Raw genomic sequence first — 21,603 nt, forward strand, 5'->3', positions numbered from 1 at the left:
TGGTCTGGATGCGGTACCGGAATCTGATCGTGAGGCCGCGCACCGTGGTCACGAACCGGAGGCCCTCCCATGACCGCACCCACAGATCTCGACCGCCGCCCGACCTCTCTGCGCGGAGCCTCGCCGCTCGCCGCGAGCACTCCGGTGACCAGCCGACTCGGTCGACGGGTCCTCGCCGTGCTTCGTCTGGCGACCGGCTTCATCTTCCTCTGGGCGTTCCTCGACAAGACGTTCGGTCTCGGGTTCTCGACCCCCGCCGCCCGCGCGTGGGTGGCCGGCGGCACGCCGAGCCAGGGCTTCCTTTTCGGCGACGGCGTCGTCGGGCCGCTGAAGCCGTTCTTCACAGCGATCGCGAGCCCCGCGAGCGACGTCCTCTTCCAGCTCGGCATGCTCGGCGTCGGAGTCGCCGTCATGCTCGGCATCGGCCTGAGGGTCAGCGCCGCGGTCGGGAGCTTCATGATGGTGCTGATGTACCTGGCCGAGTGGCCGTTCGGCGCGAACGCCGCATCGACGAATCCGCTGGTCGACTACCACATCGTCTACGCGCTCGCGCTCATCGCGGTCGCCGTGCTCTCGGCGGGCGACACCTGGGGGCTCGGGGACCACTGGAAGAAGCTTCCCCTCGTCCAGCGCCTCCCCTGGCTCCTCTGATGGCGGCACCGGCGCTCGTGCCCGAGACGGCGGCCCACGCACGGACCGCGGACGAGGTGCTGACCGCACTGGGCACGGGCGCCGGTGGCCTGTCGACGACGGCGGCGGCCAGGAGGCTGGCCGCGCACGGTCCGAACGCGCTGCCGCCCGAACGCGCCCCGAACCCGGTCCTGACCTTCCTCCGGCAGTTCCACGACATCCTCATCTACGTCCTCCTCGCCTCGGCGATCGTCACCTTCGTCGTCGGCGACTGGGTCGACGCGATCGTGATCCTCGCGGTGACGGTCATCAACGCGATCGTCGGAGTCGTGCAGGCCGGCCGCACCCAGCGAGCCCTCGACGGGATCCGAGCGATGCTCTCGCTCTCGGCGAAGGCCAGGCGCGAAGGGGCCTGGGTCAACATCGACGCGGCCGACCTCGTCGCCGGCGACGTCGTCCGGGTCGAACCGGGCGACAGGATCCCCGCCGACGCTCGACTCCTCGGCGCGAGCACCCTTCGCGTCGACGAATCCGCTCTCACCGGAGAGTCGCTGCCGACCGAGAAGAACACCGCGCCGGTACCCGCGGCCAGCGGAATCGGCGATCGCTCCGACATGGTCTTCTCGGGCACCCACGTCACCGCGGGCGACGGCACCGCCGTCATCACCGCCACCGGCCTCGACACCGAGATCGGGCGCATCCACGCGCTCGTCACCGGCACGAAGAGCACCACGACACCGCTCACCCGCCAGCTCGACTCCTTCAGCAAGCGGATCTCACTCCTGATCATCGCCGTCGCCGGCATCATGCTCCTCGTCGGCCGCCTCCTCCACGACCGAGACTTCGCCGAACTCGTGCCCGCAACCATCGGTTTCGCGGTTGCGGCGATCCCGGAAGGGCTCCCCGCGCTGATCACGATCACCCTCGCCCTCGGGGTGCGACAGATGGCGTCGCACCACGCGATCGTCCGGAAGCTGACGGCGGTCGAGACCCTCGGCTCCGTGACCACGATCTGCACGGACAAGACCGGCACCCTGACCCGCAACGAGATGACCGTCCGCACGGTCGTCGCCGGCGCCGGCAGCCACGACGTCGCCGGCACGGGCTACGCGCCCGAAGGCGCGATCACTTCGAGCGTTGCGGGCCACAGCGAGCTGACCGCCCTGATCGAGGCGTTCGCGTTCTGCAACGACGCGCACCTGGTCGACGGCGAGGGCGGCTGGCAGATCGTCGGCGACCCGACTGAGGGCGCGCTGCGGACCCTCGCCCGCAAGGCCGGATTCGACGACGACGGAGCCGAGCGGCTCGCCGTCGTCCCGTTCGCCGCCGAGACGAAGTCCATGGCCGTCCGCACCCGAAACGCCGCCGGCACGATCCGCATCCTCCTGAAGGGTGCTCCCGGGGTGGTCCTCGAGCGCTGCAGCCACGAGCTGCGCCCCGACGGCAGCACCGCACCGATCGACCGGGCCCGGTGGGCGAGGATCGTCGACGAGCTCAGCGCTCAGGGCTTGCGCGTCCTGGCCGCGGCCCATTCGCACACGACCGACGAGAGGACGACGCTCGACGCGTCGGAGTTCGACGCCGGCCTGGTCTTCCTCGGCGTCGCCGGGATCCTCGACCCGCCGCGCCCCGAGGCCGTCGCCGCGATCGCGGCCATGCACGCGGCCGGCATCCGCGTGAAGATGATCACCGGCGACCACGCCGGCACCGCCCTCGCCATCGCCCGCGAGATGGGCATCGCCGAGACCGGCTCCGCCGTGCTCACCGGAGACGCCGTCGAGGCGATGACCGACGAGCAGCTCGCCGACGCCGCGCCGACCGTCGACGTGTACGCCCGCACCAGCCCCGAGCACAAGCTGCGCATCGTCGCCGCGCTGCAGTCCCGCGGCGAGGTCGTCGCGATGACCGGCGACGGCGTCAACGACGCACCCGCGCTCCGCCGGGCCGACATCGGCGTCGCGATGGGCATCAAGGGCACCGAGACGACGAAGGAGGCGGCCGACATCGTCCTCGCGGACGACGACTTCGCGACGATCGGGCACGCGGTGAAGGAGGGGCGCCGGATCCGGGACAACCTGCAGAAGTCGATCCTCTTCCTGCTGCCCACCACCTCGGCGCAGGCGCTCGTCCTGCTCCTCGCGGTCCTCATCGGATTCACCCTGCCGCTGCAGGCGACGCAGATCCTCTGGGTCAACCTGATCACCGCGATCACCCTGTCGCTGGCCCTCGCGACCGAGCCGGCCGAGCCGGGCATCATGCAGAGGCCGCCCACGCGCCCCGGGCGGGGGATCCTCGACCGCAGCTACGTCGGACGCATCGTCTGGGTGACCGCGCTGATCACGGCGGCGGCCATCGGTGTCTTCTTCTACGAGATCGGCATCGGCGCGACCAGCGCCCAGGCGCAGACCACCGCCGTCACGATGCTCACCCTCGGCCAGCTCGCGTTCCTCTTCAGCTGCCGGTTCCTGCGGGCCTCGAGCCTCCGGCTCGCAGTACTGCGCGGCAACCGTGCGACCTGGATCTCGGGCGCCACCCTCCTGCTTCTGCAGCTGGTGTTCGTGTACGCGCCTTTCATGCACCCGTGGTTCCACTCCGCGCCGCTGGGGGTTCGCGAGTGGGCGTACACGGCGGGCATCGCGGCGGCGATCTTCCTGCTCACCGAGACGGGCAAAGCGGTCGAGCGCCGGCTGCTCGCCTCTCGGCCAGTCCCGCACTCGACCGTCACTGGAAGGCCGTAGACCCGTGCAGAAGACATCCCTCATCGCTCTCGCCCGCACCGAACTCGAGCTCGCCCGGGTTGCGTCGAGCGGGAGGAGCGCGAAGACCGTGTTCGGCGGCCACGAGCATCAGCTCCGTCAGACCGTGATCGCGCTGCGCGCTGAGGAGAGGCTCGCCGAGCATCAGAACCCCGGCGAGGCCACCCTGCAGGTCCTCACCGGACGCGTGCTCCTCGTCTAGGGCGACGTGTCCTGGAACGGATCGGTCGGGGATCCCGTGATCGTCCCCGACGGCCTGCACTCTCTGCTTGCGGTCGAGGACTCGGCGATCCTTTTGACCGTCGTGAAGACGATCTGACCCTGACGCGTTCGCGGGCACAGGAAACGGCGACGTCGAAGATCTCGAGCGTCGCCGTCGCTGGACCGCCACGCGGTCGCGGGTCTACTTCGTGGTGCGCAGGCTGGTCGCGTCGGGGCGGCGCGCCTTGAAGGTGCGCAGTGCCCGGCGGAGCCGGTAGACGGGCCAGCGGAAGAAGGACCGACCGGTGATCGACTCGACGTCGATACGGACGAAGTTGTTCTTGTCGTCGTCGTGGAACGCCTCGAGCTGCTGGATTCCGGAGTTCTCGATGTGGATGTCGGAATTCAGCCGGTGGGCGTCGCCGTGAAGGACGACGCTCCAGTGTCGCCGGCCCCGGTGTCCGTCGAACTCGAACGCGACGCGCGGATGCTGGGTGATGTCGATCATCTTGCTGCCCGGGCCGCTGCGGAAGTAGATCGCTCCGTCGTGGACGAGGAAGTTGACGGGCACGATGGTGGCGCTCGGGCCGCGGGTGGACGGGCGGTGATCGATGACCGCGAGACGGCCGATGTCGGTGGTCCGCGCAAGGCGCCAGCACTCCTCGGCGGTGATCTCGCGCAGGGTCGTGTTGAAGTCGGTGGTCATGGTGTCCTTCGCGGTGCGGGTGGGAGCCATCAGGCGGGGTCGGAGACGGCGGGGTCGGGGACGACGATCACGGGCCGGCTGGCGCCGCGAAGGGTGTCGTGGGCGACGGAGCCGAGCAGCAGGCGCTGGAGGCCGTGCCGGGAGGTGGCGCCGGCGACGATCTCGAGGGCGTCCTTCCCGAGGCGGGTGAGGACGGTCGCGGGGTCCCCGGTCTCGGACGCAGTGTGGACGAGCAGTCCCGGGAACTGCTCGTGGACGGCGGCGACCTCGAGAGCGAGCATGTCGAGGCTGGCGGTGCGGAGCAGGTCGTAGAAGCCCTGGTCGGGAACGAAGCCGGGGACCCAGGCCTGCAGCGGCGTCCACACGTGGACGATGGTGAGCTGCTCGTCGAGGTCGACGGCGTCACGGGCGGCGAAGAGCACGGCGGCGCGTGCGGCCGGTGATCCGTCGATACCGACGAGGATGCCGCCGTGGTGGCCTGACTCGGCAAGCGGGATAACGGCGACCGGGGCGGTGGAGCGGGCGGCGAGATCCACGGCGGGCGAGTGCCGCGTGCTCATCTCGGCTCCGTCGTGGTCGTCGTGGGTGCCGACGACGATCATCCGGGCACCGCGCGCGTCCTCGGTGAGCATGTCGACGGGGCGGCCGCGGCGCAGCGCCGTGGTGACGGCGATATCGGGCGCCTTCGAGGAGGCGCCGAACGCGTCGCGGGCGAGGACGACCTCGCCGTGGGCGGCCTGGATCGTGGCTGCGCCGGGGTGGCCGGCGGCGGCGTTCGTGTCCGAGACGAACACGGCCAGGACCGGGGTGCCGGAGTATTTCGCGCGGTGCAGCGCCCAGTCGAGCGCGGCGCGGCTGTGGGAGGAGTCGGAGAGTCCGACGACGATGGGCGCGTTCATGACACTCGCTTCCGCCCCGGTGCCACAAGGTGTGGCGATGAGGTCTTGGGGCGAGTCTGCGCGGGCGGAGGGGTCGGAGGTAGAGGCGAACGTCCCGGGACCTTCGGCCCTGGGACCACACCGCTCGGGTGCCTAGCGTCAAAGGCAGGAGCGGCGGCACGAGCGCATCCGCACGATCGTGAGCCGCCTCCGCGATGCCCGTTCACGGGCGGAGAAGAACCGGATCGCCATGACTGCTGACGCCCCCGCACGCACCGATCAGATGATCCAGCTCGCCGTTCAGGACGAGCTCAACTGGACCTCCGACGTCCACGCCGCCCAGATCGGCGTCGCCGTCGAGCACGGAACCGTGACGCTCTCCGGCGAGGTCAGAACCTACGTCGAACGGGTCTCCGCCTGCCGGGCCGCGCTGCGCGTGCACGGCGTCCGCACCCTGGTCGACGACCTGGCGGTGCACTCCGAGCGGTCCCTGACGATCAGCGAGACCGACTTCGCCGAGAGCGTCCAGAGCGCCCTGACGGGTGATGCGTTCGTTCCCGAGAGCGTGAAGGCCGAGATCCACGGCCGCTCCGTGGTCCTCGTGGGGGAGGTGCACTGGGACTACGAACGAGAGAGCGCCCGCAAGGCCCTCGCCCGGGTGAACGGCATCGAGGACATCACCTCGATGATCACCCTGCGCGCGCGACCCTCCGCGAGTGACGCACTGCAGCGCATCAGTGAGGCTCTCGTGCGCGACGCGACCGTCGACGCTCATCGGATCAAGGCGCACCTCGACGGCACGCGCCTCACCCTCAGCGGGACCGTCAGCAGCTGGCCCGAGCGCCGCGCCGCCGAGCGCGCCGCCTGGTCCTCCCCCAGCATCACCCATCTGCAGAACGACCTCGTCGTCACCTCCTACTGAGCGCGCCCCGCTCCCCCGCTCTCTCCACGCCACGACTCGAATCGAGAACCCCATGAAAGCCGCACGCTTCCACGGCCCGCACGACATCCGCATCGACGACATCACCGAGCCGGCTCTGCGCCCCGGAGCCGTCGCCATCGACGTCGCCTGGTGCGGCATCTGCGGCACCGACCTGCACGAGTACCTCGAGGGCCCGATCTTCATCCCGCCCGCCGGGCACCCTCACCCGCTGACGCACGAGCAGGTACCGGTCACGATGGGGCACGAGTTCAGCGGCACGATCACCGCCCTCGGCGACGGGGTTACCGATCTCGAGGTCGGCGCGAACGTCGTCGTCGAGCCCTACTTCGTCTGCGGGCACTGCGCCCCGTGCCTCGCCGGGCACTACAACCTCTGCACCAGCATGGGCTTCATCGGCCTCGCGGGCGGCGGAGGCGGGCTCAGCGAGAAGGTCGTCGTCGACCGCCGCTGGGTGCATCCGATCGGCGACATCCCGCTCGACCAGGCCGCCCTGATCGAGCCGCTCGCCGTCGGGCACCACGCCTTCACCCGCAGCGGCGCCCAGCGCGGCGACACCGCCCTCATCGGAGGCGCGGGGCCCATCGGGCTCCTCCTCGCCGCGGTCCTCACCGCCGAGGGCGTCCGCGTGATCATCTCCGAGCCCGGCGCCGCCCGCCAGGCGATGGCGCGCGAGACCGGAGTCGCCGACGTCGTCATCGACCCGATGACCGAGGACCTCCTCGCCCGAGTGCACGAGCTCACCGACGGGAACGGCGTGGACGTCGCCTTCGAGTGCACGAGCGTCAACGCCGTCCTCGACCAGCTCCTCGACGCCGTCAAGCCGGCCGGAGTCATCGTCAACGTCTCGATCTGGGGCAGCCGGGCGAGCATCGACATGCAGAAGCTGGTGCTGAAGGAGATCGACCTCCGCGGCACGATCGCCTACGTCGACGACCACCCCGCGACGATCGCCCTCGTCCAGTCAGGGAAGGTCGACCTCGAGCCCTTCATCACCGCGCGCATCCCGCTGGACCGCCTGATCGACGGCGGATTCGACACCCTCATCGACCACAAGGAGACCGCGGTGAAGATCCTCGTGCGGCCGCAGACGGGCGACCAGTCAAGACGGAGCAGCCCCTCGCCGACTCCCACGAGGTGAGCGAGTACGGCTGGTCGCCGCAGGGAGCGGTCGTCGAGCTCACCGACTCCGAAGGGTGGGACCTCCTGGCGAGCCGGACGTTCGGGCACCTCGGTGTGATCTCGGACGGGCGTCCGGACATCTTCCCCGTCGACTACGCCTGCATCGACCGGACCCTCGTCTTCCGCACCGACGTCGGCGCGAAGTTCAGGGCGATGGCGCACGATCACCACGTCGTGTTCGAGGTCGATGCGAGGACGGCCGGCAGGACGTGGAGCGTCGTCGTCACAGGACGCGTCGAGGCCCTGCCCGACGACTCCGAGCTCGCCGACCAGGCTGCTCTCGTTCTGCCGCCGTGGGTGCCGACGGAGTGGTTCACCTGGATCGCGGTCCACGCCGACGGCCTCCGCGGCCGTTCCTTCGAGCACCGCCTCCCGATCGGCCGGCTCGACGACGCCGGCGCTCTCATTCCCTGACCGATCACTGTTCTAAGGAGCTCACCGTGACCACCGCACCGCTCTCCCCCGCCGCCTTCTCCGTCGACCCGCTCGGGACGGTGCTCATCCTCGACGACACCGACGCGACTGCGGCGGATTCCAGTGCTCTCCAAGCCTGATCCGCTCCCGTTCAAGCCGGGACGTTCGGCCCTACGACGGGCCGGACGTGCCGCGTAGCGTCGATGACAGGAGCGGCGACAGGATCGCAGACACGCGATCGTGAGCCGCCTCCGTAATGCCCGGTGACGGGCGGAGAAGGAGCCGTCATGGCTGCCACCACCACCACCGACCCGATCGTCTCGACCACCGGCACCGACGGCGAGCTCGGGACGACGACCATCGACCAGGACGTCGTCGCGACCGTCGCCGGCCTCGCCGCTTCCGAGGTCACCGGGGTGCACGAGCTCGGCGGCGCCGCCACGCGGGCCTTCGGAGTCGTTCGAGGCGCCCTGAACAACGTCAATCACCACCAGGGCGTCAGCGTCACCGTGACCGAGCAGACGGTGAGCATCGACGTGACGTTCATCGCCGAGTACCCGATGAGCCTGCAGAAGGTCGCCTCCGACGTCCGCTCCGCGATCATCCTCGCCGTCGAGACCATCGTCGGCCTCGAAGTCACCGCGGTGAACGTGCGCATCAACGACATCGTCCTCCCCACCGACAAGACCACCGAGTCCGAGCCTGCCGCCTGACCTCAGTCGGACGGCGCCACCACTGCGCTCTCCCTACCCGCTACTGCGGGGCGGGAGGGCGCAGTTCTGTCTGCAGGACAGCCGCCTGAGTGCGCCGCTCGAGGCCGAGCTTGCTCAGGACGCTGGAGACGTAGTTCTTGATGGTCTTCTCCGCGAGGGACAGCTCCACTCCGATCTGCCTGTTCGTCATGCCATCGGCGATCAGCGCGAGGATCTGCCGCTCGCGCTCGCTAAGGCCCGCGAGGCGCGGGTCGACCGCGTGCTCTCCGCGCAGGCGTGCCGTGACGGCGGCGACGATCGCCGGTTCGAGGAGTATGTCGCCGGCGGCGGCCGCGCGGACAGCGTCGATGAGCCCTCGGCCGCGGATGTCCTTGAGCACGTATCCGGAGGCGCCCGCGATGACGGCGGCGTAGAGCGCCTTGTCATCGTCGTAGGCGGTGAGGATCAAGCAGCGGATGCGCGGATCCCGGGAGCGGACATCGCGGCACACGTCGATCCCGCTCCCATCCGGCAGGCGCACGTCCAGCACGGCGACGTCCGGCCGCAGCGCGAGGATCTCGCGGAGCCCCGATGCGGCGGTGCCGGTCTGGCCGACGATCTCGAGGTCGGGCTCGGAGCCGAGGAGCTCCGCGAGACCGCGCCGGACGATCTCGTGGTCGTCGAGGAGGAACACGCGAGTCATGGGATCTCCGGGGACGTCGTGGAGGGGAAGGGGACGCTCCAGCGCACTCGAGTGTCGCCGGGACGGCTCGTGACGGTGAACGTCCCTCCGCGCACCTCGGCGCGGTGCTGCAGATTCGCGAGGCCGCTGCGCCGGCCGTCGTCGGTGAACCCGCGGCCGTCGTCGCTGATCTCGAGCACGATCATGCCGTCCGCCGCCGTCAGGTGCAGCGTGACAATGTTCGCCTCCGCGTGCCGGGCGATGTTGGTGAGCGCCTCGCGGGCCACAGCGAGGACGTCGGCCGCGAGGTCGTCGACGACGAGCAGGTCGACGGCGCCGGCGAAGCTGATGTTCGGAGTGCGGACGAGGACGGAGGCGAGTTCGTTGGCGAGGTCGAGGATCTGGTGCCGGACGGTGCCGGTGTCGTCATTGTTCGCGTTCAGGGCGAAGATGACCGTGCGGATGTGCGAGATGCTCTCGTCCAGGCTCTCGACCGCGCGCTCGATCCTCGTCGCCGCCCGTCCCGGCGGCAGCGAACCCGCGGCCTGGTGCAGGTCGAGGCCGGTGGCGAACAGCTCCTGGATCACGTGGTCATGCAGGTCCCGCGCGATGCGTCCCCGGTCCTCGAGCAGCGCCATCCGCTGCTGGTCGGCCCGTGCGGTCGAGAGTTCCATCGCGACGCTGACGTAGGCGGCGAAGTCGGACACCATGTCGACGTCGGCGGTGCTGAAGACGGAGCGTCCGGGGCGGCGCGTCACAACGAGCACGCCCAGCGAACGAGAGGCCGCCAGGAGAGGGACGGCGAGGACGGGGCCTCCTGAGGTGGGCATGCCGCCGCTGGTCGCTGGCGGGATCCGATCGAGCACCCGAGGCTGACCGCCGGTGAGGACACTGCCCGAGATCGAGTCGCGAGCGGTGATCGTCCGACCTTCGAAAGCCTCGGCTCCGACTCCGCGGGCGACACCGATGCGCAGCTGCTCGGGGTCCTCCGTCGGGAACACGATGCCCACCAGATCGGCGTCGCCGAGATCGAGGATGCGCGTGGCGACGAGGCCGATGACGTCGTCGCTGTCGGCCGCGAGGATCGCCGACGTCATCTCGGCGGCCGCTTGAGCCCAGCGTTGACGCAGACGGGTCTCGGTGTAGAGGCGCGCGTTATCGATCGCGACTCCGGCGGTCGCCGCGAGGGCGACTACGAGGTGCTCGTCGTTGGAGGAGAACGATCCGGCGCGGGCGTCGGTGAGGTAGAGGTTTCCGAACACCTGATCTCGCACTCGGATGGGGACGCCCAAGAAGGATCGCATCGGAGGATGCCCGGTCGGGAACCCGTGTGCGCGGGGGTCCGAGGCGAGGTCCTCGACCCGGATGGGGCGGGGGTCGCTGATCAGCGCGCCGAGCAGGCCGTGGCCCTCGGGAAGGTGCCCGATCGCGTCGATCTGAGCTGGATCCATGCCGACGTGGATGAATTCGATGAGGGACCCGTCGGTGCCGATGACGCCGACGGCGCCGCGCTCGGCGTCGACGAGTTCGACGGCGGCCTCCACGATGCGATGCAGAACCGCCGGGAGGTCGATGTCTTCGACGATCGCCTGGTTGGCGCGCAGGAGCGCTCGGAGGTGACCGGATACTCCATCTTCGCGATGGTCGCCGTCGCGCCCGGACTGGGGCGAGGGGTCGAGCTGTGGCATGAGGACTCCGCTCCGCCATAGGTCGGCTGACCTGACCTCCCCACCTTCGCCCCTTTGTGGCGTCGCCGCTAACCGGGTTGCCACTCTCTCAGCCTCGGATCGCGCCCGGTCGGACCTCGCGGGACGTTCGGCACTGGGATGCCGCGGGCGTCCCGCCCATGCTCGAAGGAGGAGGTGACGTGATGCCAGATCTGGTTCTCGTCGGTATCGACGGCTCGGGTCCGAGCGACGCGGCGATGGAGTGGGGGATCGAGCGCGCTGTGCGCCTCGGCCTCGATCTTGTCCTGCTGCACGCCTCGGACCGTCTTGACTCGACCGTGCTGGCGGCCGATTCCGAGGACGTCACCACAGGCTTTCTCGATCGGGCTGTGGCGGCCGCGCGTTCGCGTCCGGGGATCGGGACCGTTCGGGGGCTCGCCGTCGAGGGTGACGCGATGACCGAACTGATCACGGCGTCCACTCAGGCGGCGATCATCGTGGTGGGCAGCCACAAGACGGGGTTCCTGCGCGGTCGCGTGTTCGGTTCTCGCAGCCTTCGCCTGGTGGGGGGTGCTCTGTGCCCGGTCGCGATCATCCCTGAGTCCTCCGGGCGAAGGCGCCGCGGGGTCACGGTCGGCGTCAGCGGCACCCGCTCGAGCGACGCGGCGGTCCGCTTCGCTGCAGGAGAAGCTGCAGCGCTCGGTGAAGAGCTGTTCCTCGTCCACGGCGACGAGAGCACGGCCGTCACCGGCCTCGATATCGAGGTGGTCACTCGCTCCGACGTGCTACTCGCCGCTGCTCGCGAGTTGGCGATGGCGACGGCACCGGGCCTGACCGTGCGGTTGCGCGGCGCGCGGCAGCTTGCCGCAGTGGCCCTCGCGGACGCCTCTCCGACGAGTGTTCTCGTGGTGCTGGCGGCCTCGAGCGGGCAGGGCGCCGATGGAACGATCGGCGCGACGACGCACGACGTTCTGATGAATCTGGCCGCACCCACCGTCGTCGTTCCCGCTTAGAGCAGGGCCGCCGCGGCGGCGGATAGACCGCTCGTCGCGCTGCCCGCCGGCGGTGCGAATCTGGGTTGTGCGGGTGATGCGGGGAATCGTGCAGACAAGCGGAGGGCTTCTCAGCCCGACACCCTCATCGGTGGCGACTAGGTCGTCGGCGTGTAGTCGACTGCGGCGATCAGTGCTGTCGTTCCGAGGAACGAGCTCATCCAGTTCGTTTTCTGTGTCAGGGCCACGATTCGCGCGTCCGGGTAGGGGATCAGTGCTTGCCGCAGACTTTCGGCGGCGCGTGCGACGTCGTGACCAGGCACCGTCACGGTGACAACGGCCTGGGTTCTGATGAGGGTCGTGCTTCTCGATTCCGTCGTGGTGGTCGTCGGCGAGCCGGGCGTTGCCGGCCCGCCGCGTCGAGTCGCGGGGTCCTCGAGGAGGCCACCGCGCCGCCGTGATTCATCCGTGCACGGTCACTGCAGCCGTGCCGCCCGCTCGGCCGCCTCATGCTCGTGCGGGTGGACGTCGGCGCGGTGGTAGGTCGCGCCCTGCGGTCCGCTTCCGGTCCAGCTCCACTGGGCGACGGAGGGGATGTCTTCGCCGTGCTCGCGAGTGTAAGCGCGGGCCTCGAGGCGCGCGTCCTGCATCCGCTGCCGGAAGCTCACCTCGCGCGCGGCGAGACCGGGGACGCGATCAAGCACGTCGAGGACGAGCCGGTAGCGGTCGAGGTCGTTCAGCATCACCATGTCGAACGGAGTGGTCGTGGTGCCCTCCTCGATGAAGCCCCGCACGTGGAGGTTCGCGTGGCCGTGCCGGCGGTAGATGAGCCGGTGGATCAGCCAGGGATAGCCGTGGTAGGCGAAGATCACGGGCTTGTCGGTGGTGAAGACGGCGTCGTAGTCGGCGTCGCTCAGCCCGTGCGGGTGCTCGCCCTCGCTCTGCAGGCGCATCAGGTCGACGACGTTGACGACCCGCACCTTCAGCGTCGGAACCTCGGCGCGCAGCAGCGCTGCGGCGGCGAGGACCTCGAGGGTCGGGACGTCGCCGGCGCAGGCGAGGACCACGTCGGGCTCCTCCCCCGCGATCTCGGAGCCGGCCCAGTCGAAGACGCCCAGGCCGCGGGCGCAGTGCTCGATCGCCTGCGGCATGGAGAGCCAGTTCGCCTCCTGCTGCTTGCCGGCGACGACCACGTTGATGTAGTCGACGGAGCGGAGGCAGTGGTCGTAGGTCGAGAGCAGCGTGTTCGCGTCGAACGGGAGGTAGACCCGGACGATGTCGGCCTTTTTGTTCATCACGTGGTCGATGAAGCCCGGGTCCTGGTGCGAGGTGCCGTTGTGGTCCTGCCGCCAGACGTGCGAGCTGAGCAGGTAGTTCAGCGACGAGACAGGCCGGCGCCAGGCGATCTCGCGCGAGGACTTCAGCCACTTCGCGTGCTGGTTGACCATCGAGTCGACGATGTGGACGAACGCCTCGTAAGAGTTGATCAGCCCGTGCCGGCCGGTGAGGAGGTAGCCCTCGAGCCAGCCCTGGCACTGGTGCTCGCTCAGCATCTCGACGACCCGGCCCGAGCGGGCGAGGTGATTGTCGAAGTCGGCCACACGCACCTCGGCGTCCCACTGCTTGTCGGTGACCTCGAAGACGGCCTGGAGGCGGTTGGAGGCCGTCTCGTCGGGTCCGAAGATGCGGAAGTCGTGCGGGTTGGCGACGATGACGTCGCGCAGCCACGTGCCGAGCACGGTCGTCGCCGAGCTGGTCGTCGCTCCGGGCGAGGGCACGTCGACCGCGTAGTCGCAGAAATCCGGAAGTCGGAGCGGTCGGCGTATCAGGCCGCCGTTCGCGACAGGATTCGCGCTCATGCGGCGCGCACCGTCCGGGGCGAGCGCGGTGACCAGGGGCACCGGTGCGCCGGCCTCGTCGAAGAGCTCCTCGGGTCGGTACGAGTGCATCCACTGCTCGAGGACCGTGATGTGCTCGGGGTTGTCGCGGACGTTCGCGAGGGGGACCTGGTGGGAGCGCCAGCTGCCCTCGGCAGGCAGCCCGTCGATGACCGCGGGGCAGGTCCAGCCCTTCGGGGTGCGGAGGATGATCATCGGCCAGGCGGGTCGGCCGTCGAGGCGCCCGGACAGGGCGTCGGCCTTGATGTCGGCGATCTGGTTCAGCGCCAGGTCCATCGCGGTGGCGAGACGGCGGTGCACGTCGCGGGGGTCTTCGCCGTCGAAGCCTCCGGAGACGAGGTAGGGAGTGTGTCCGTAGCCGCGCATGAGCTGCTCGAGCTCGCGCTCCGGGATCCGGGCGAGCACTGTCGGGTTGGCGATCTTGTACCCGTTGAGATGCAGGATCGGCAGGACGACCCCGTCGTGCAGCGGGTCGACGAACTTGTTGCCGTGCCAGCTCGTCGCCAGCGGCCCGGTCTCCGCCTCGCCGTCGCCGACGAGCGCGGCGACCAGCAGGTCGGGGTTGTCGAACACGGCGCCGTAGGCGTGCGAGAGCGAGTAGCCGAGCTCGCCGCCCTCGTGGATCGACCCCGGGGTCTCAGGAGCGACGTGGCTCGGGATCCCGCCGGGGAACGAGAACTGCCGGAACAGCTTCCGAACGCCGTCGACGCTGCGGTCGATGTCGTCGTAGACCTCGCTGTAGGTGCCGTCGAGGTAGGTGTTCGCGACCATCCCCGGGCCGCCGTGCCCGGGGCCGGTGACGAAGATCGCGTTGAGATCGCGGTCGCGGATCACGCGGTTGAGGTGCGCGTAGACGAAGTTCAGCCCCGGAGTCGTCCCCCAGTGACCGAGCAGGCGCGGCTTGATGTGCCGCGCTTCGAGCGGTTCGCGCAGAAGCGGATTGTCGAGGAGGTAGATCTGCCCGATCGAGAGGTAGTTCGCGGCCCGCCACCACGCGTCGAGCTCGTCGAGCGAGCGCTCGGAGAGGGGCTGCGGTGTCCGGGACGGCCATCGGGCCGGCGGGGCGGTCTCGAGGAGATCGAGGATGCTCATGCGGAGACCGCCTCGTGCTGGTCGAGGGCGGCGTCCTCGTGAGGCTGGGCGTCGGGGTGGCCGACGACGATGAGGGGGACGTCGAGGTTGAGGATCAGGTCGCGGCTGACGGAACCGAGTACCAGGCGGCGCCAGCCCGAGAGCCCGCGGGTGCCGATCACGATCGTCGCTGCCGGGGGCGAGAGGTGGGCGAGGGCGTGGGCCGGGTCGCCGCTGACCAGGTGTGTCTCGATCCGGACGTCGAAGCCGCTCATCAGCGCGGTCTGCTCCGCAGCGTGCAGGATCGCGCGGTGGTCGGCCTCCACCGAGCGGAGGAACTCGCCATCGAGGAGGAAGGTGCTGTCGTAGAGGAGCGGCTCGGTCCACGCGTGCACCAGGTGCAGCGTCTGTCCGCGTCGTGCCGCCTCCGCGGCCGCGACGACGATCGCCGCGTTCGACGTCGTCGACCCGTCGACTCCGACCGCGACGCCACTCAGGGCTGAGTCGAAGGTCTCCGGGACGATCGCGATCGGTCCGCGAGCCAGCGCCGGGAGGTGGGCGCCGACGGAGAGCCCGAAGCGCAGGCGCGGCCCTTCGCGGTCCTCCGTGCCCACGACCAGGAGACTGTCGGGGCGGGTCAGGCCGGCGAGGGTGTGCAGAACGAACCCACGGACGACACGTCCGTAGAGGGCGACGTCGGGTGCGAGGGCGCTGACCTGCTCGAGCATCCGGGAGAGCTCCCGATCATCCAACGCGACCTGCTCGGCGGCGACGATCGAATCGGGAACGATCGCGGACTCGTCCGCGATCATCACCACTTCCGGGCTCCCCGACGACTCGCGCGTCAGAGCCCACTCGACCGCGGAGCGGGACGGGACGTCGCCGCCCCACGCGACGATGGTGTGGATGGGCGTCTGCTGCAGAGCAGGCGACTCGACGACCGGCTTGGGCGCCGGCTTCGGCCCGGGGGCGGGGCTGTGCCGGCCGACGATGACGGTGGGGACGGCGAGGTTCACGAGGATGTCGTGGCCCACGGAGCCGATCAGCATCCGCTCGAGACCGGAAACACCTCCGTCACCCACCACGAGAAGCGCACGCCCAGGCGCGGCTTCGATGAGGGATCGGGCGACGACTCCGTCGACCTCGTGCCCCTCTACGACGAGGCCGGGGTGCAGCCGGTGGGCCTCGGCGACAGCATCGGCGAGGACCTCGGCGTGCTGGGTCGTGATGTCCTCGAGGAGAGTGGCGGGCGGGACGCTGTCGTTCCAGAGGAACGGGGTGCGCCAGGCGTGCAGGACGTGCAGCCTCTGCTGCGTGCGGACCGCCCAGGAAGCGGCGAACTCGAGCGCCCCGCGGGCGTCGTCGGAGTCGTCGATCCCGACGAGCACGCCGGTCCCGTCGCCGGCCGTGTCCTCGGTGATGATTGCGACGGGACCGGCAGCCTTGCGGACGAGGCGGGCGCCGACGCTCCAGCCGCCCCGCATCGGCAGGAGGGTGCGCCGGCGGTCGCCGACGACGAGCAGAGTGCCCGGCCTGGACAGGCTCGCGAGCTGCTCGACCGGGTGCCCGGTGAGCACGCGGGTGTGCACCACGGCACCGGGATTCGCCCGTTCCGCGTCGGCGGCCGCGGTCTCGACTGAGACGCCTCCGTTCGCGCGCGGGTCGGCGCTGAGGTCGTCGCCGCTGAAGCGGTCGAGACCGTCGACGACCTCGACGAGGAGGATCGACTCGGCCTTCTGCGTCAGGGCCCATTCGAGTGCGCGTCGCGCCGAAGCGGACCCGTCCCATCCGACGACAAGCTGTGCATTCATCAGGCATCCCTTGCTGGCAGCCGGATCCGGCTCCCTCCAGAGTCGCCCGCGCTGTTACGTGGGGACAGGGCCGAACGTCCCGGGGTGTCAGAGGCGGATCGGACGTGACGGCCCTCACAAGAATGGGACTTCCGGCCCTACACCGAGCCCCACCCTTCGGCTGATCGTTCGGAGGTCCCAGGAATGACCTGCATCCGCAGTCGACACCTGCGGCCGCCGATGAGAAAGTCCGCCGATGCTGCTGACCGCCCCCTACCCCGCTCCGACTCGATGGAGCCCTCGTCGCGCTCGAACGGCGGCCGCCGATCGCCGTACCGAGCCGACTCGTCCGCTTCTGCGCGCGCAAGCCGCCGGAGTCTCCCGCACCTTGGCGCTGCGGGCCACAGGGCGTGCCCTCGAGAGCCGGCGCACGGAGACGTCGGCCGTCAGGGACCAGCTGGACGCGTACTCGGACCGGACCGATCTGGCCACGACGGTCACCGTCACCTCGCGCAGTGTGCGCGTCGAGGAATGCGAACCGCTGGGAGTGGTCGCCCTGATTTGCGAACCGTCCTGCCCGACGCTGCTACTCACCGAGCACGTGATCGCTGCTCTCGCTGCCGGTAACGCTGTCGCGATCGCTCTCTTGGAACCCGCCGACGCCCTCTTCGAGCTCGTGCTCATCACCCTCCAGGTGTCCCACCCCGGCGCCTTTATCGTCGTCTCCCCCGCTACAGGCAACGACTGGAGCGGAGTGCCCGATTGCACGGTGATCGTCCTGACCCGCGATCGCATTCACGTCAACGGCACCGGCTCACACGTCGTCGAGAAGTCACCGTCCGATGCCGCCTCCCGGCGCGCACTGATCCGCCTGTACAGCACCGCCACCCGATACGTCGTCGGGATCGACGTCGTATCCGCAGTCGCCCGCTGAGGACGGTCCCTTAACGGGAGGCCGGTCACCGCACCGCGGGGACCGCACGCTCGTCGATTCGATCCAGGATCGCCCGCATCTCACCCAACAGCACGGCCTGCTCGCGGTTGATCTCGAGCAGCACCTCGATGTCGGCTCTCGCGGTCACGTCGGTCTCGAAATCGTGCTGCGAGAGCGCCGAGGCGATGCCGTCCTGACGCTTCGCCGCGATCAGCAGGATCGCCCCCTGCAGCCCCGCGAGCATGCTCAAGAACAGGTTCAGCAGGATGAACGGGTACTCATCCCACCCCTCCCCGAACGAGTTGACGACCGCCCAGACGAGCATGAACACGAGGAACCCGAACACGAAGCGCCAGCTGGCCATCGAGTTGCGCAGCACGTCCGCTGCGCGTTCGCCGAAGGTCAGCGACCGGCTGTGCTTCTGATGCCAGGTGAAGTGGAGGGGCGTGCGATGCGGGCTCGTCATCGGGCGAGCGTACGTCGCTGCATCAGGATCACGGAGCTTGTGGCAGTCGAGGACCAACGGCCCTACTCCCCTGCTCAGCGCGCGCGCAGTGTGGAGGTGACGGCCCTCGCCGCCCCTCATCGGAAAGGCACCCCGTGCGCGCGCTCGTCGTCTACGAATCCCAGTTCGGCAACACCCACTGCATCGCCGAGGCGATCGGTCGCGGGCTGGCCGACACCGTCGAGGTCGACGTGGTCGGTGTCCATGCCGCTCCCGGTCTCGAGGGAGTCGATCTGCTCGTGGTCGGGGGACCCACGCACGTGCGCACCCTCTCGACCCCGCGTACCCGTGCCGAGGCCTCGAGGTGGGCAGCCGGCACACGCCGCGGCCTGCGACTGGACAGCGATGCGGGCGGCATCGGCATCCGCGAGTGGCTCGACGCCCTGCCGCCGTTCACCGGGATGGCCGCGTCGTTCGACACCCGCACAGACATCCCCCGGATCCTCAGCGGGGCCGCCGCAGGTCATATCGACCACCGCCTCGCGGGCCACGGCCTGCGCCCCGTCATCACTCCGATGAGCTTCCTCGTCGACACCCGCAACGACCTCGAGCACACCGAACTCGACCGGGCCCGCGCCTGGGGCGCGCTCCTCGGCTACACCGCACGAGCCACCGCCGCCGTCGACGCGCTCTCCACCCACTGATCCGCCGACCACCGAAGGACACTCCGATGACCACCCTCGTCGCCTGGACCGGCACCACCACCGCCCACACCGCCCTCGACTGGGCCATCGCCCGCGAGTACCTGCTCGACCACCACGTCATCCTCTGCCACGTCGCAGCCCCCGACAACGAGCGTCCGATCCCGAGAGCCGCACTCGAGGACCTCGCCGCGACGCTGCAGCAGGACCGCACGGGCATCCGCTTCACCGCGGAGCTGCTGCGCGGCGACCCGGTCGAACAGCTCGAACGCCGCTGCCTGCTCGACGGGACCCTCCTCGTCCTCGGAACCGACGCACGCAACGAGCACCCCCGGCGGTTCGAGCACTCCCTCGGGATGACCCTCACGCAGCGCGGCGCGACCGCCGCGGTCATCGTTCCCGTCGATGCGAAGCACGGTGCAGCCCACATTGCAGTCGGTGTCGACGGATCCTCCGCCTCACTCGCCGCGCTCGAATTCGCCGCCGCGGAGGCTGATCGCTGCTCGGAGACCCTTCTCGTGGTCCGCAGCTGGCAGCTCTCGCCAGTCGAGGAGGACTCCGCCGACATCCCCGTAGCCCGAGTCGACTTCATCCCGGAGAACCGACGACTCAGAACCCTCGACGCTCTCGCCCCGGTCCGCGAACGCTTCCCCCACCTCCGAGTGGAGCTGCGCTTCACGCACGGAGACACCGTGCAGAGCCTCCTCGCGTCGGCGAGCGACGCGAGCCTCCTCGTGCTCGGCACGGACGCGCCAGCGCTCTCCCGAGCTGGAGAGCGCATCAGCCATGCACTGGTCATGACGACTCACACAGCCCTCGCGGTGATCCCCCCTCACCCGATCCGGCCGCTGAGCCCGACTGCAACCGCCGGCTGGAGCGTCACCGCGTGAAACTCACCTCCGCTGTCGTCTTCACGACCGACCTGGGCGCCTCTGTCAGCTTTTACGAGAAGCTGCTCTCGGCGCGAACCACAGTTCAGACCGCCACGGCAGCTCTCCTCGTCAGCCCGGACAACGACCAGCTCTATCTCCGTGCGGTCAGCGAGCGCGACCAGCACCCCCTCGGCGGTGTCGGGATCCAGTACCTGATCTGGACGGCGTCCGACCGGGGCGAGCTCGATCGCTGCGAACAGCTGCTGCGGGAGCACTCGCACCGCGTCTCGCGCCGCGATCTCGACGGATTCACCCTGGTCGAAGGAGAGGGCCCGGACGGCCTACCTGTCATCGTCAGCCACCCCGGACCGGCCGCGCACCCGCGACCTGAGATCATCGACCGGATCTACGCCTGGTAGCGACCGGGTCAAAGATCGCCGACATCAACGACGATCGTCCCCCGCTGATGGGAACCTCGCGAGGTACTTCGTCTGTGTCGGCTCAGGGGCGGACCCAATCACGTGCCGCGTTGAGAACGGTTACAGCCGCTGAACCATCCGCGCTTCCAGCGCTTTGAAGAGTTCCCGGGCGATGTAGCGCTTCACGCATCGCCGGATCTCGCGTGTAGTGCGCCCTTCCATGGTGCGACGGTCGACGTAAGCGCGAGTGCGTGTATCGGAGACCATGCGCACTCGAGCGATCACATCGAGCGCACGATTCAGTTGTCGGTCGCCGCCTCGATTCAACCGATGCCGTGTCGTGTTCCCCGACGATGCGGGGATGGGACTCACACCTGCGAGGGCCGCGAACGCCGCTTCACTTCGAATTCGGCCCGGGTGCGAGTAGGCCGCCACAGCCGCGGCGGCGGTGACCGGCCCAACGCCGTAGATCTGCTGCATGCCAGGCGCGAGCAACTCGACGAGCTCGGCTGACGCGTCGCGATTCTCGCGCATCTGCTGGCCGAGGTCCATCACGGTTGAAGCCAAGCGGACTGCTTCCGCGCGAATGATGCGTACAGCAACATCCGCATGCCGAGGGTCCAGGTCAGCAAGCTCTTGCACACCACGGTCAGTGAGCGCACGCCTCGTGTCGAGCCCGAAGTCTGCAGTCCGGACAAGCGCATTGAGCTGATTTCGGGCGCTCGTGCGACGTGTTTCCATATCGCGGCGAGCGTCGATCGCGACACGCAGAGCGTTGCGCAGCCCGTCGGCTTTTGGTCGGGTCATCGCGTCTAGCTCGATGCCCATCGCGGAGGTCGCGGCAGCGATCGCGTCGATCTCGTCGGTCTTGCCGCGGGCGCGGCTCGACTTCTTCGGCGGCCGGACCTCGCAAAACACCATTCCGTCGCGTTGCAGCGCCCGACCCAGCGATACGCCGTAGGAGCCCGTGCCCTCCATCGCGAACAGGACCAGACCGCCCGCGACACCTCGCACCCAGGCGATCGCTCTGTCGATCGCCGTCGCCGTGACCGGGAACGCTTTCGTTCCGAGAATCTCGCCAGTCTTGGTGGCGACGATCGCGTAGGTGTGGGTGCGGGCGTGGGTGTCGACTCCGACGACGTGGTCGTAGTGGTGGGCGACGATCATGCGGCCTCTTCTCCTCAAGGGTCATCCGGGTGGATGCGCTGCGGAGGCATCTGTCTAACGAGTCACGCGACAGAAGTCGCGGACAATCTTCTATCAAGCCATCGCAGCGTCACGCCGGCACTGGCCGCTCGGACGGACAGGTCCCCAGCAAGACACTGCGGTCAAGAGTGTGATGAGTCACGGCCGAGCGAGCCAGAACCAGCCTGACAGCCGGCACTAGGCCAGCCGAGATCATTAGAGAGTGTGAGGGGCCCGCCCCTCACGAGCTTCCTGCCTGGGTGTCCAGGTAGGAAGCTCGCAGCCGTTCAGCTCGCGGCGGCCTTCTCGGCGACCGCGGTACGGGCCCCCTCGGCGTCGGTGGCGCTGTGGTGTCCCTGCACGTCGCTGTGAGCGACTGTGGAGGGGCGGGTTCCGTCGAAATCGTGCGAGCTGCCCTCGATCTTCCGCGTGCGTCCGCGAATGCCGGTATCGAGCCGGTCGATGCGGCGGGCGACCGTGCCCGGCACGCAGCGGTGTCCGGTGGTCCAAGCGGCGACGTCGGCGCGGGCTCGGCCGCAGGTCGCCTC

20 protein-coding genes and 1 pseudogene are annotated in these 21,603 nt (G+C 69.6%); 12 read left to right on the forward strand and 9 right to left on the reverse strand.

The annotated features are described in order from the left end of the window. Positions 1–69: 69 nt before the first annotated feature. From GTU71_RS10295 to GTU71_RS10305, 3 genes and pseudogenes are all read left to right on the forward strand, one after another. Positions 70–651 (forward strand): DoxX family protein, encoded by a 582-nt coding sequence (locus tag GTU71_RS10295; protein WP_167305252.1) that lies wholly within the window; start codon positions 70–72, stop codon positions 649–651. Next, the gene (locus tag GTU71_RS10300) at positions 651–3,368 is read left to right on the forward strand and encodes an HAD-IC family P-type ATPase (protein WP_159939923.1); all 2,718 of its coding nucleotides are present in this window, start codon (positions 651–653) and stop codon (positions 3,366–3,368) included. Before GTU71_RS10295 ends, GTU71_RS10300 begins: the two co-directional genes overlap by 1 nt. A 4-nt stretch (positions 3,369–3,372) precedes the next feature. Continuing rightward, positions 3,373–3,705, forward strand: a pseudogene (locus tag GTU71_RS10305) (cupin domain-containing protein). 84 nt (positions 3,706–3,789) lie between these two features. Here GTU71_RS10305 and GTU71_RS10310 read toward each other — a convergent pair. Further along, a complete protein-coding gene (locus tag GTU71_RS10310) occupies positions 3,790–4,323 on the reverse strand; it encodes a pyridoxamine 5'-phosphate oxidase family protein (RefSeq protein WP_159939925.1) in 534 nt (177 codons plus the stop codon). Continuing rightward, on the reverse strand, positions 4,323–5,192 hold the full coding sequence (locus GTU71_RS10315; protein WP_159939927.1) for a universal stress protein: 870 nt from the start codon (positions 5,190–5,192) through the stop codon (positions 4,323–4,325). The genes GTU71_RS10310 and GTU71_RS10315 overlap by 1 nt, the downstream gene beginning before the upstream one ends. Positions 5,193–5,421: 229 nt before the next feature. Between GTU71_RS10315 and GTU71_RS10320 the strand changes: the two genes are divergently transcribed. From GTU71_RS10320 to GTU71_RS10335, 4 genes are all read left to right on the forward strand, one after another. Then, complete coding sequence (locus tag GTU71_RS10320; protein WP_159939929.1) at positions 5,422–6,093, forward strand: BON domain-containing protein; 672 nt, start codon at positions 5,422–5,424, stop codon at positions 6,091–6,093. Positions 6,094–6,145: 52 nt separating this feature from the next. After that, positions 6,146–7,252, forward strand: coding sequence for a 2,3-butanediol dehydrogenase (locus GTU71_RS10325; protein WP_159939930.1), 1,107 nt, complete (start codon positions 6,146–6,148; stop codon positions 7,250–7,252). Then, positions 7,249–7,707 (forward strand): pyridoxamine 5'-phosphate oxidase family protein, encoded by a 459-nt coding sequence (locus GTU71_RS10330; protein WP_159939932.1) that lies wholly within the window; start codon positions 7,249–7,251, stop codon positions 7,705–7,707. The genes GTU71_RS10325 and GTU71_RS10330 overlap by 4 nt, the downstream gene beginning before the upstream one ends. Positions 7,708–7,994: 287 nt before the next feature. Further along, positions 7,995–8,420 (forward strand): Asp23/Gls24 family envelope stress response protein, encoded by a 426-nt coding sequence (locus tag GTU71_RS10335; protein ID WP_159939934.1) that lies wholly within the window; start codon positions 7,995–7,997, stop codon positions 8,418–8,420. 40 nt (positions 8,421–8,460) lie between these two features. On the opposite strand, the gene GTU71_RS10340 is transcribed toward GTU71_RS10335, so the two are convergent. Both GTU71_RS10340 and GTU71_RS10345 read right to left on the reverse strand, forming a co-directional pair. Beyond that, entirely contained in the window at positions 8,461–9,102 is a 642-nt protein-coding gene (locus GTU71_RS10340) for a response regulator transcription factor (RefSeq protein WP_159939936.1), read from the reverse strand. Next, on the reverse strand, positions 9,099–10,769 hold the full coding sequence (locus GTU71_RS10345; protein ID WP_159939938.1) for a GAF domain-containing protein: 1,671 nt from the start codon (positions 10,767–10,769) through the stop codon (positions 9,099–9,101). Before GTU71_RS10345 ends, GTU71_RS10340 begins: the two co-directional genes overlap by 4 nt. A gap of 182 nt (positions 10,770–10,951) precedes the next feature. Here GTU71_RS10345 and GTU71_RS10350 point away from each other — a divergent pair, with 182 nt between their 5' ends. Further along, complete coding sequence (locus tag GTU71_RS10350) at positions 10,952–11,761, forward strand: universal stress protein (RefSeq protein ID WP_159939940.1); 810 nt, start codon at positions 10,952–10,954, stop codon at positions 11,759–11,761. 455 nt (positions 11,762–12,216) lie between these two features. On the opposite strand, the gene GTU71_RS10355 is transcribed toward GTU71_RS10350, so the two are convergent. Further along, positions 12,217–14,730 carry a phosphoketolase family protein gene (locus tag GTU71_RS10355; RefSeq protein ID WP_159939942.1) on the reverse strand — a complete coding sequence of 838 codons (2,514 nt, stop codon included), beginning with the start codon at positions 14,728–14,730 and terminating at the stop codon, positions 12,217–12,219. Then, positions 14,727–16,520 (reverse strand): universal stress protein, encoded by a 1,794-nt coding sequence (locus GTU71_RS10360; protein ID WP_159939944.1) that lies wholly within the window; start codon positions 16,518–16,520, stop codon positions 14,727–14,729. The genes GTU71_RS10355 and GTU71_RS10360 overlap by 4 nt, the downstream gene beginning before the upstream one ends. Before the next feature lie 235 nt (positions 16,521–16,755). Between GTU71_RS10360 and GTU71_RS10365 the strand changes: the two genes are divergently transcribed. Next, a complete protein-coding gene (locus GTU71_RS10365) occupies positions 16,756–17,433 on the forward strand; it encodes an aldehyde dehydrogenase family protein (protein ID WP_159939946.1) in 678 nt (225 codons plus the stop codon). 25 nt (positions 17,434–17,458) lie between these two features. Here GTU71_RS10365 and GTU71_RS10370 read toward each other — a convergent pair whose 3' ends face one another. After that, the gene (locus GTU71_RS10370; RefSeq protein ID WP_244230526.1) at positions 17,459–17,899 is read right to left on the reverse strand and encodes a DUF1003 domain-containing protein; all 441 of its coding nucleotides are present in this window, start codon (positions 17,897–17,899) and stop codon (positions 17,459–17,461) included. A gap of 134 nt (positions 17,900–18,033) precedes the next feature. On the opposite strand from GTU71_RS10370, the gene GTU71_RS10375 reads away from it, so the two are divergent. The 3 genes from GTU71_RS10375 to GTU71_RS10385 are packed head-to-tail and all read left to right on the forward strand — an operon-like array spanning position 18,034 to position 19,870. Then, positions 18,034–18,582 (forward strand): flavodoxin, encoded by a 549-nt coding sequence (locus tag GTU71_RS10375; RefSeq protein WP_159939948.1) that lies wholly within the window; start codon positions 18,034–18,036, stop codon positions 18,580–18,582. A gap of 26 nt (positions 18,583–18,608) precedes the next feature. After that, positions 18,609–19,469 carry a universal stress protein gene (locus GTU71_RS10380; RefSeq protein WP_159939950.1) on the forward strand — a complete coding sequence of 287 codons (861 nt, stop codon included), beginning with the start codon at positions 18,609–18,611 and terminating at the stop codon, positions 19,467–19,469. Beyond that, positions 19,466–19,870: a hypothetical protein gene (locus tag GTU71_RS10385; protein ID WP_159939952.1), complete on the forward strand. Its 405-nt coding sequence runs from the start codon at positions 19,466–19,468 to the stop codon at positions 19,868–19,870. The genes GTU71_RS10380 and GTU71_RS10385 overlap by 4 nt, the downstream gene beginning before the upstream one ends. A 120-nt stretch (positions 19,871–19,990) precedes the next feature. Here GTU71_RS10385 and GTU71_RS10390 read toward each other — a convergent pair whose 3' ends face one another. Continuing rightward, positions 19,991–21,037 (reverse strand): IS110 family transposase, encoded by a 1,047-nt coding sequence (locus GTU71_RS10390; protein ID WP_159939954.1) that lies wholly within the window; start codon positions 21,035–21,037, stop codon positions 19,991–19,993. 305 nt (positions 21,038–21,342) lie between these two features. After that, positions 21,343–21,543 carry a hypothetical protein gene (locus GTU71_RS10395; RefSeq protein WP_159939956.1) on the reverse strand — a complete coding sequence of 67 codons (201 nt, stop codon included), beginning with the start codon at positions 21,541–21,543 and terminating at the stop codon, positions 21,343–21,345. Positions 21,544–21,603 lie beyond the last annotated feature (60 nt).

Source organism: Rathayibacter sp. VKM Ac-2762 (assembly GCF_009866585.1).
Classification (GTDB): Bacteria; Actinomycetota; Actinomycetes; order Actinomycetales; family Microbacteriaceae; genus Rathayibacter.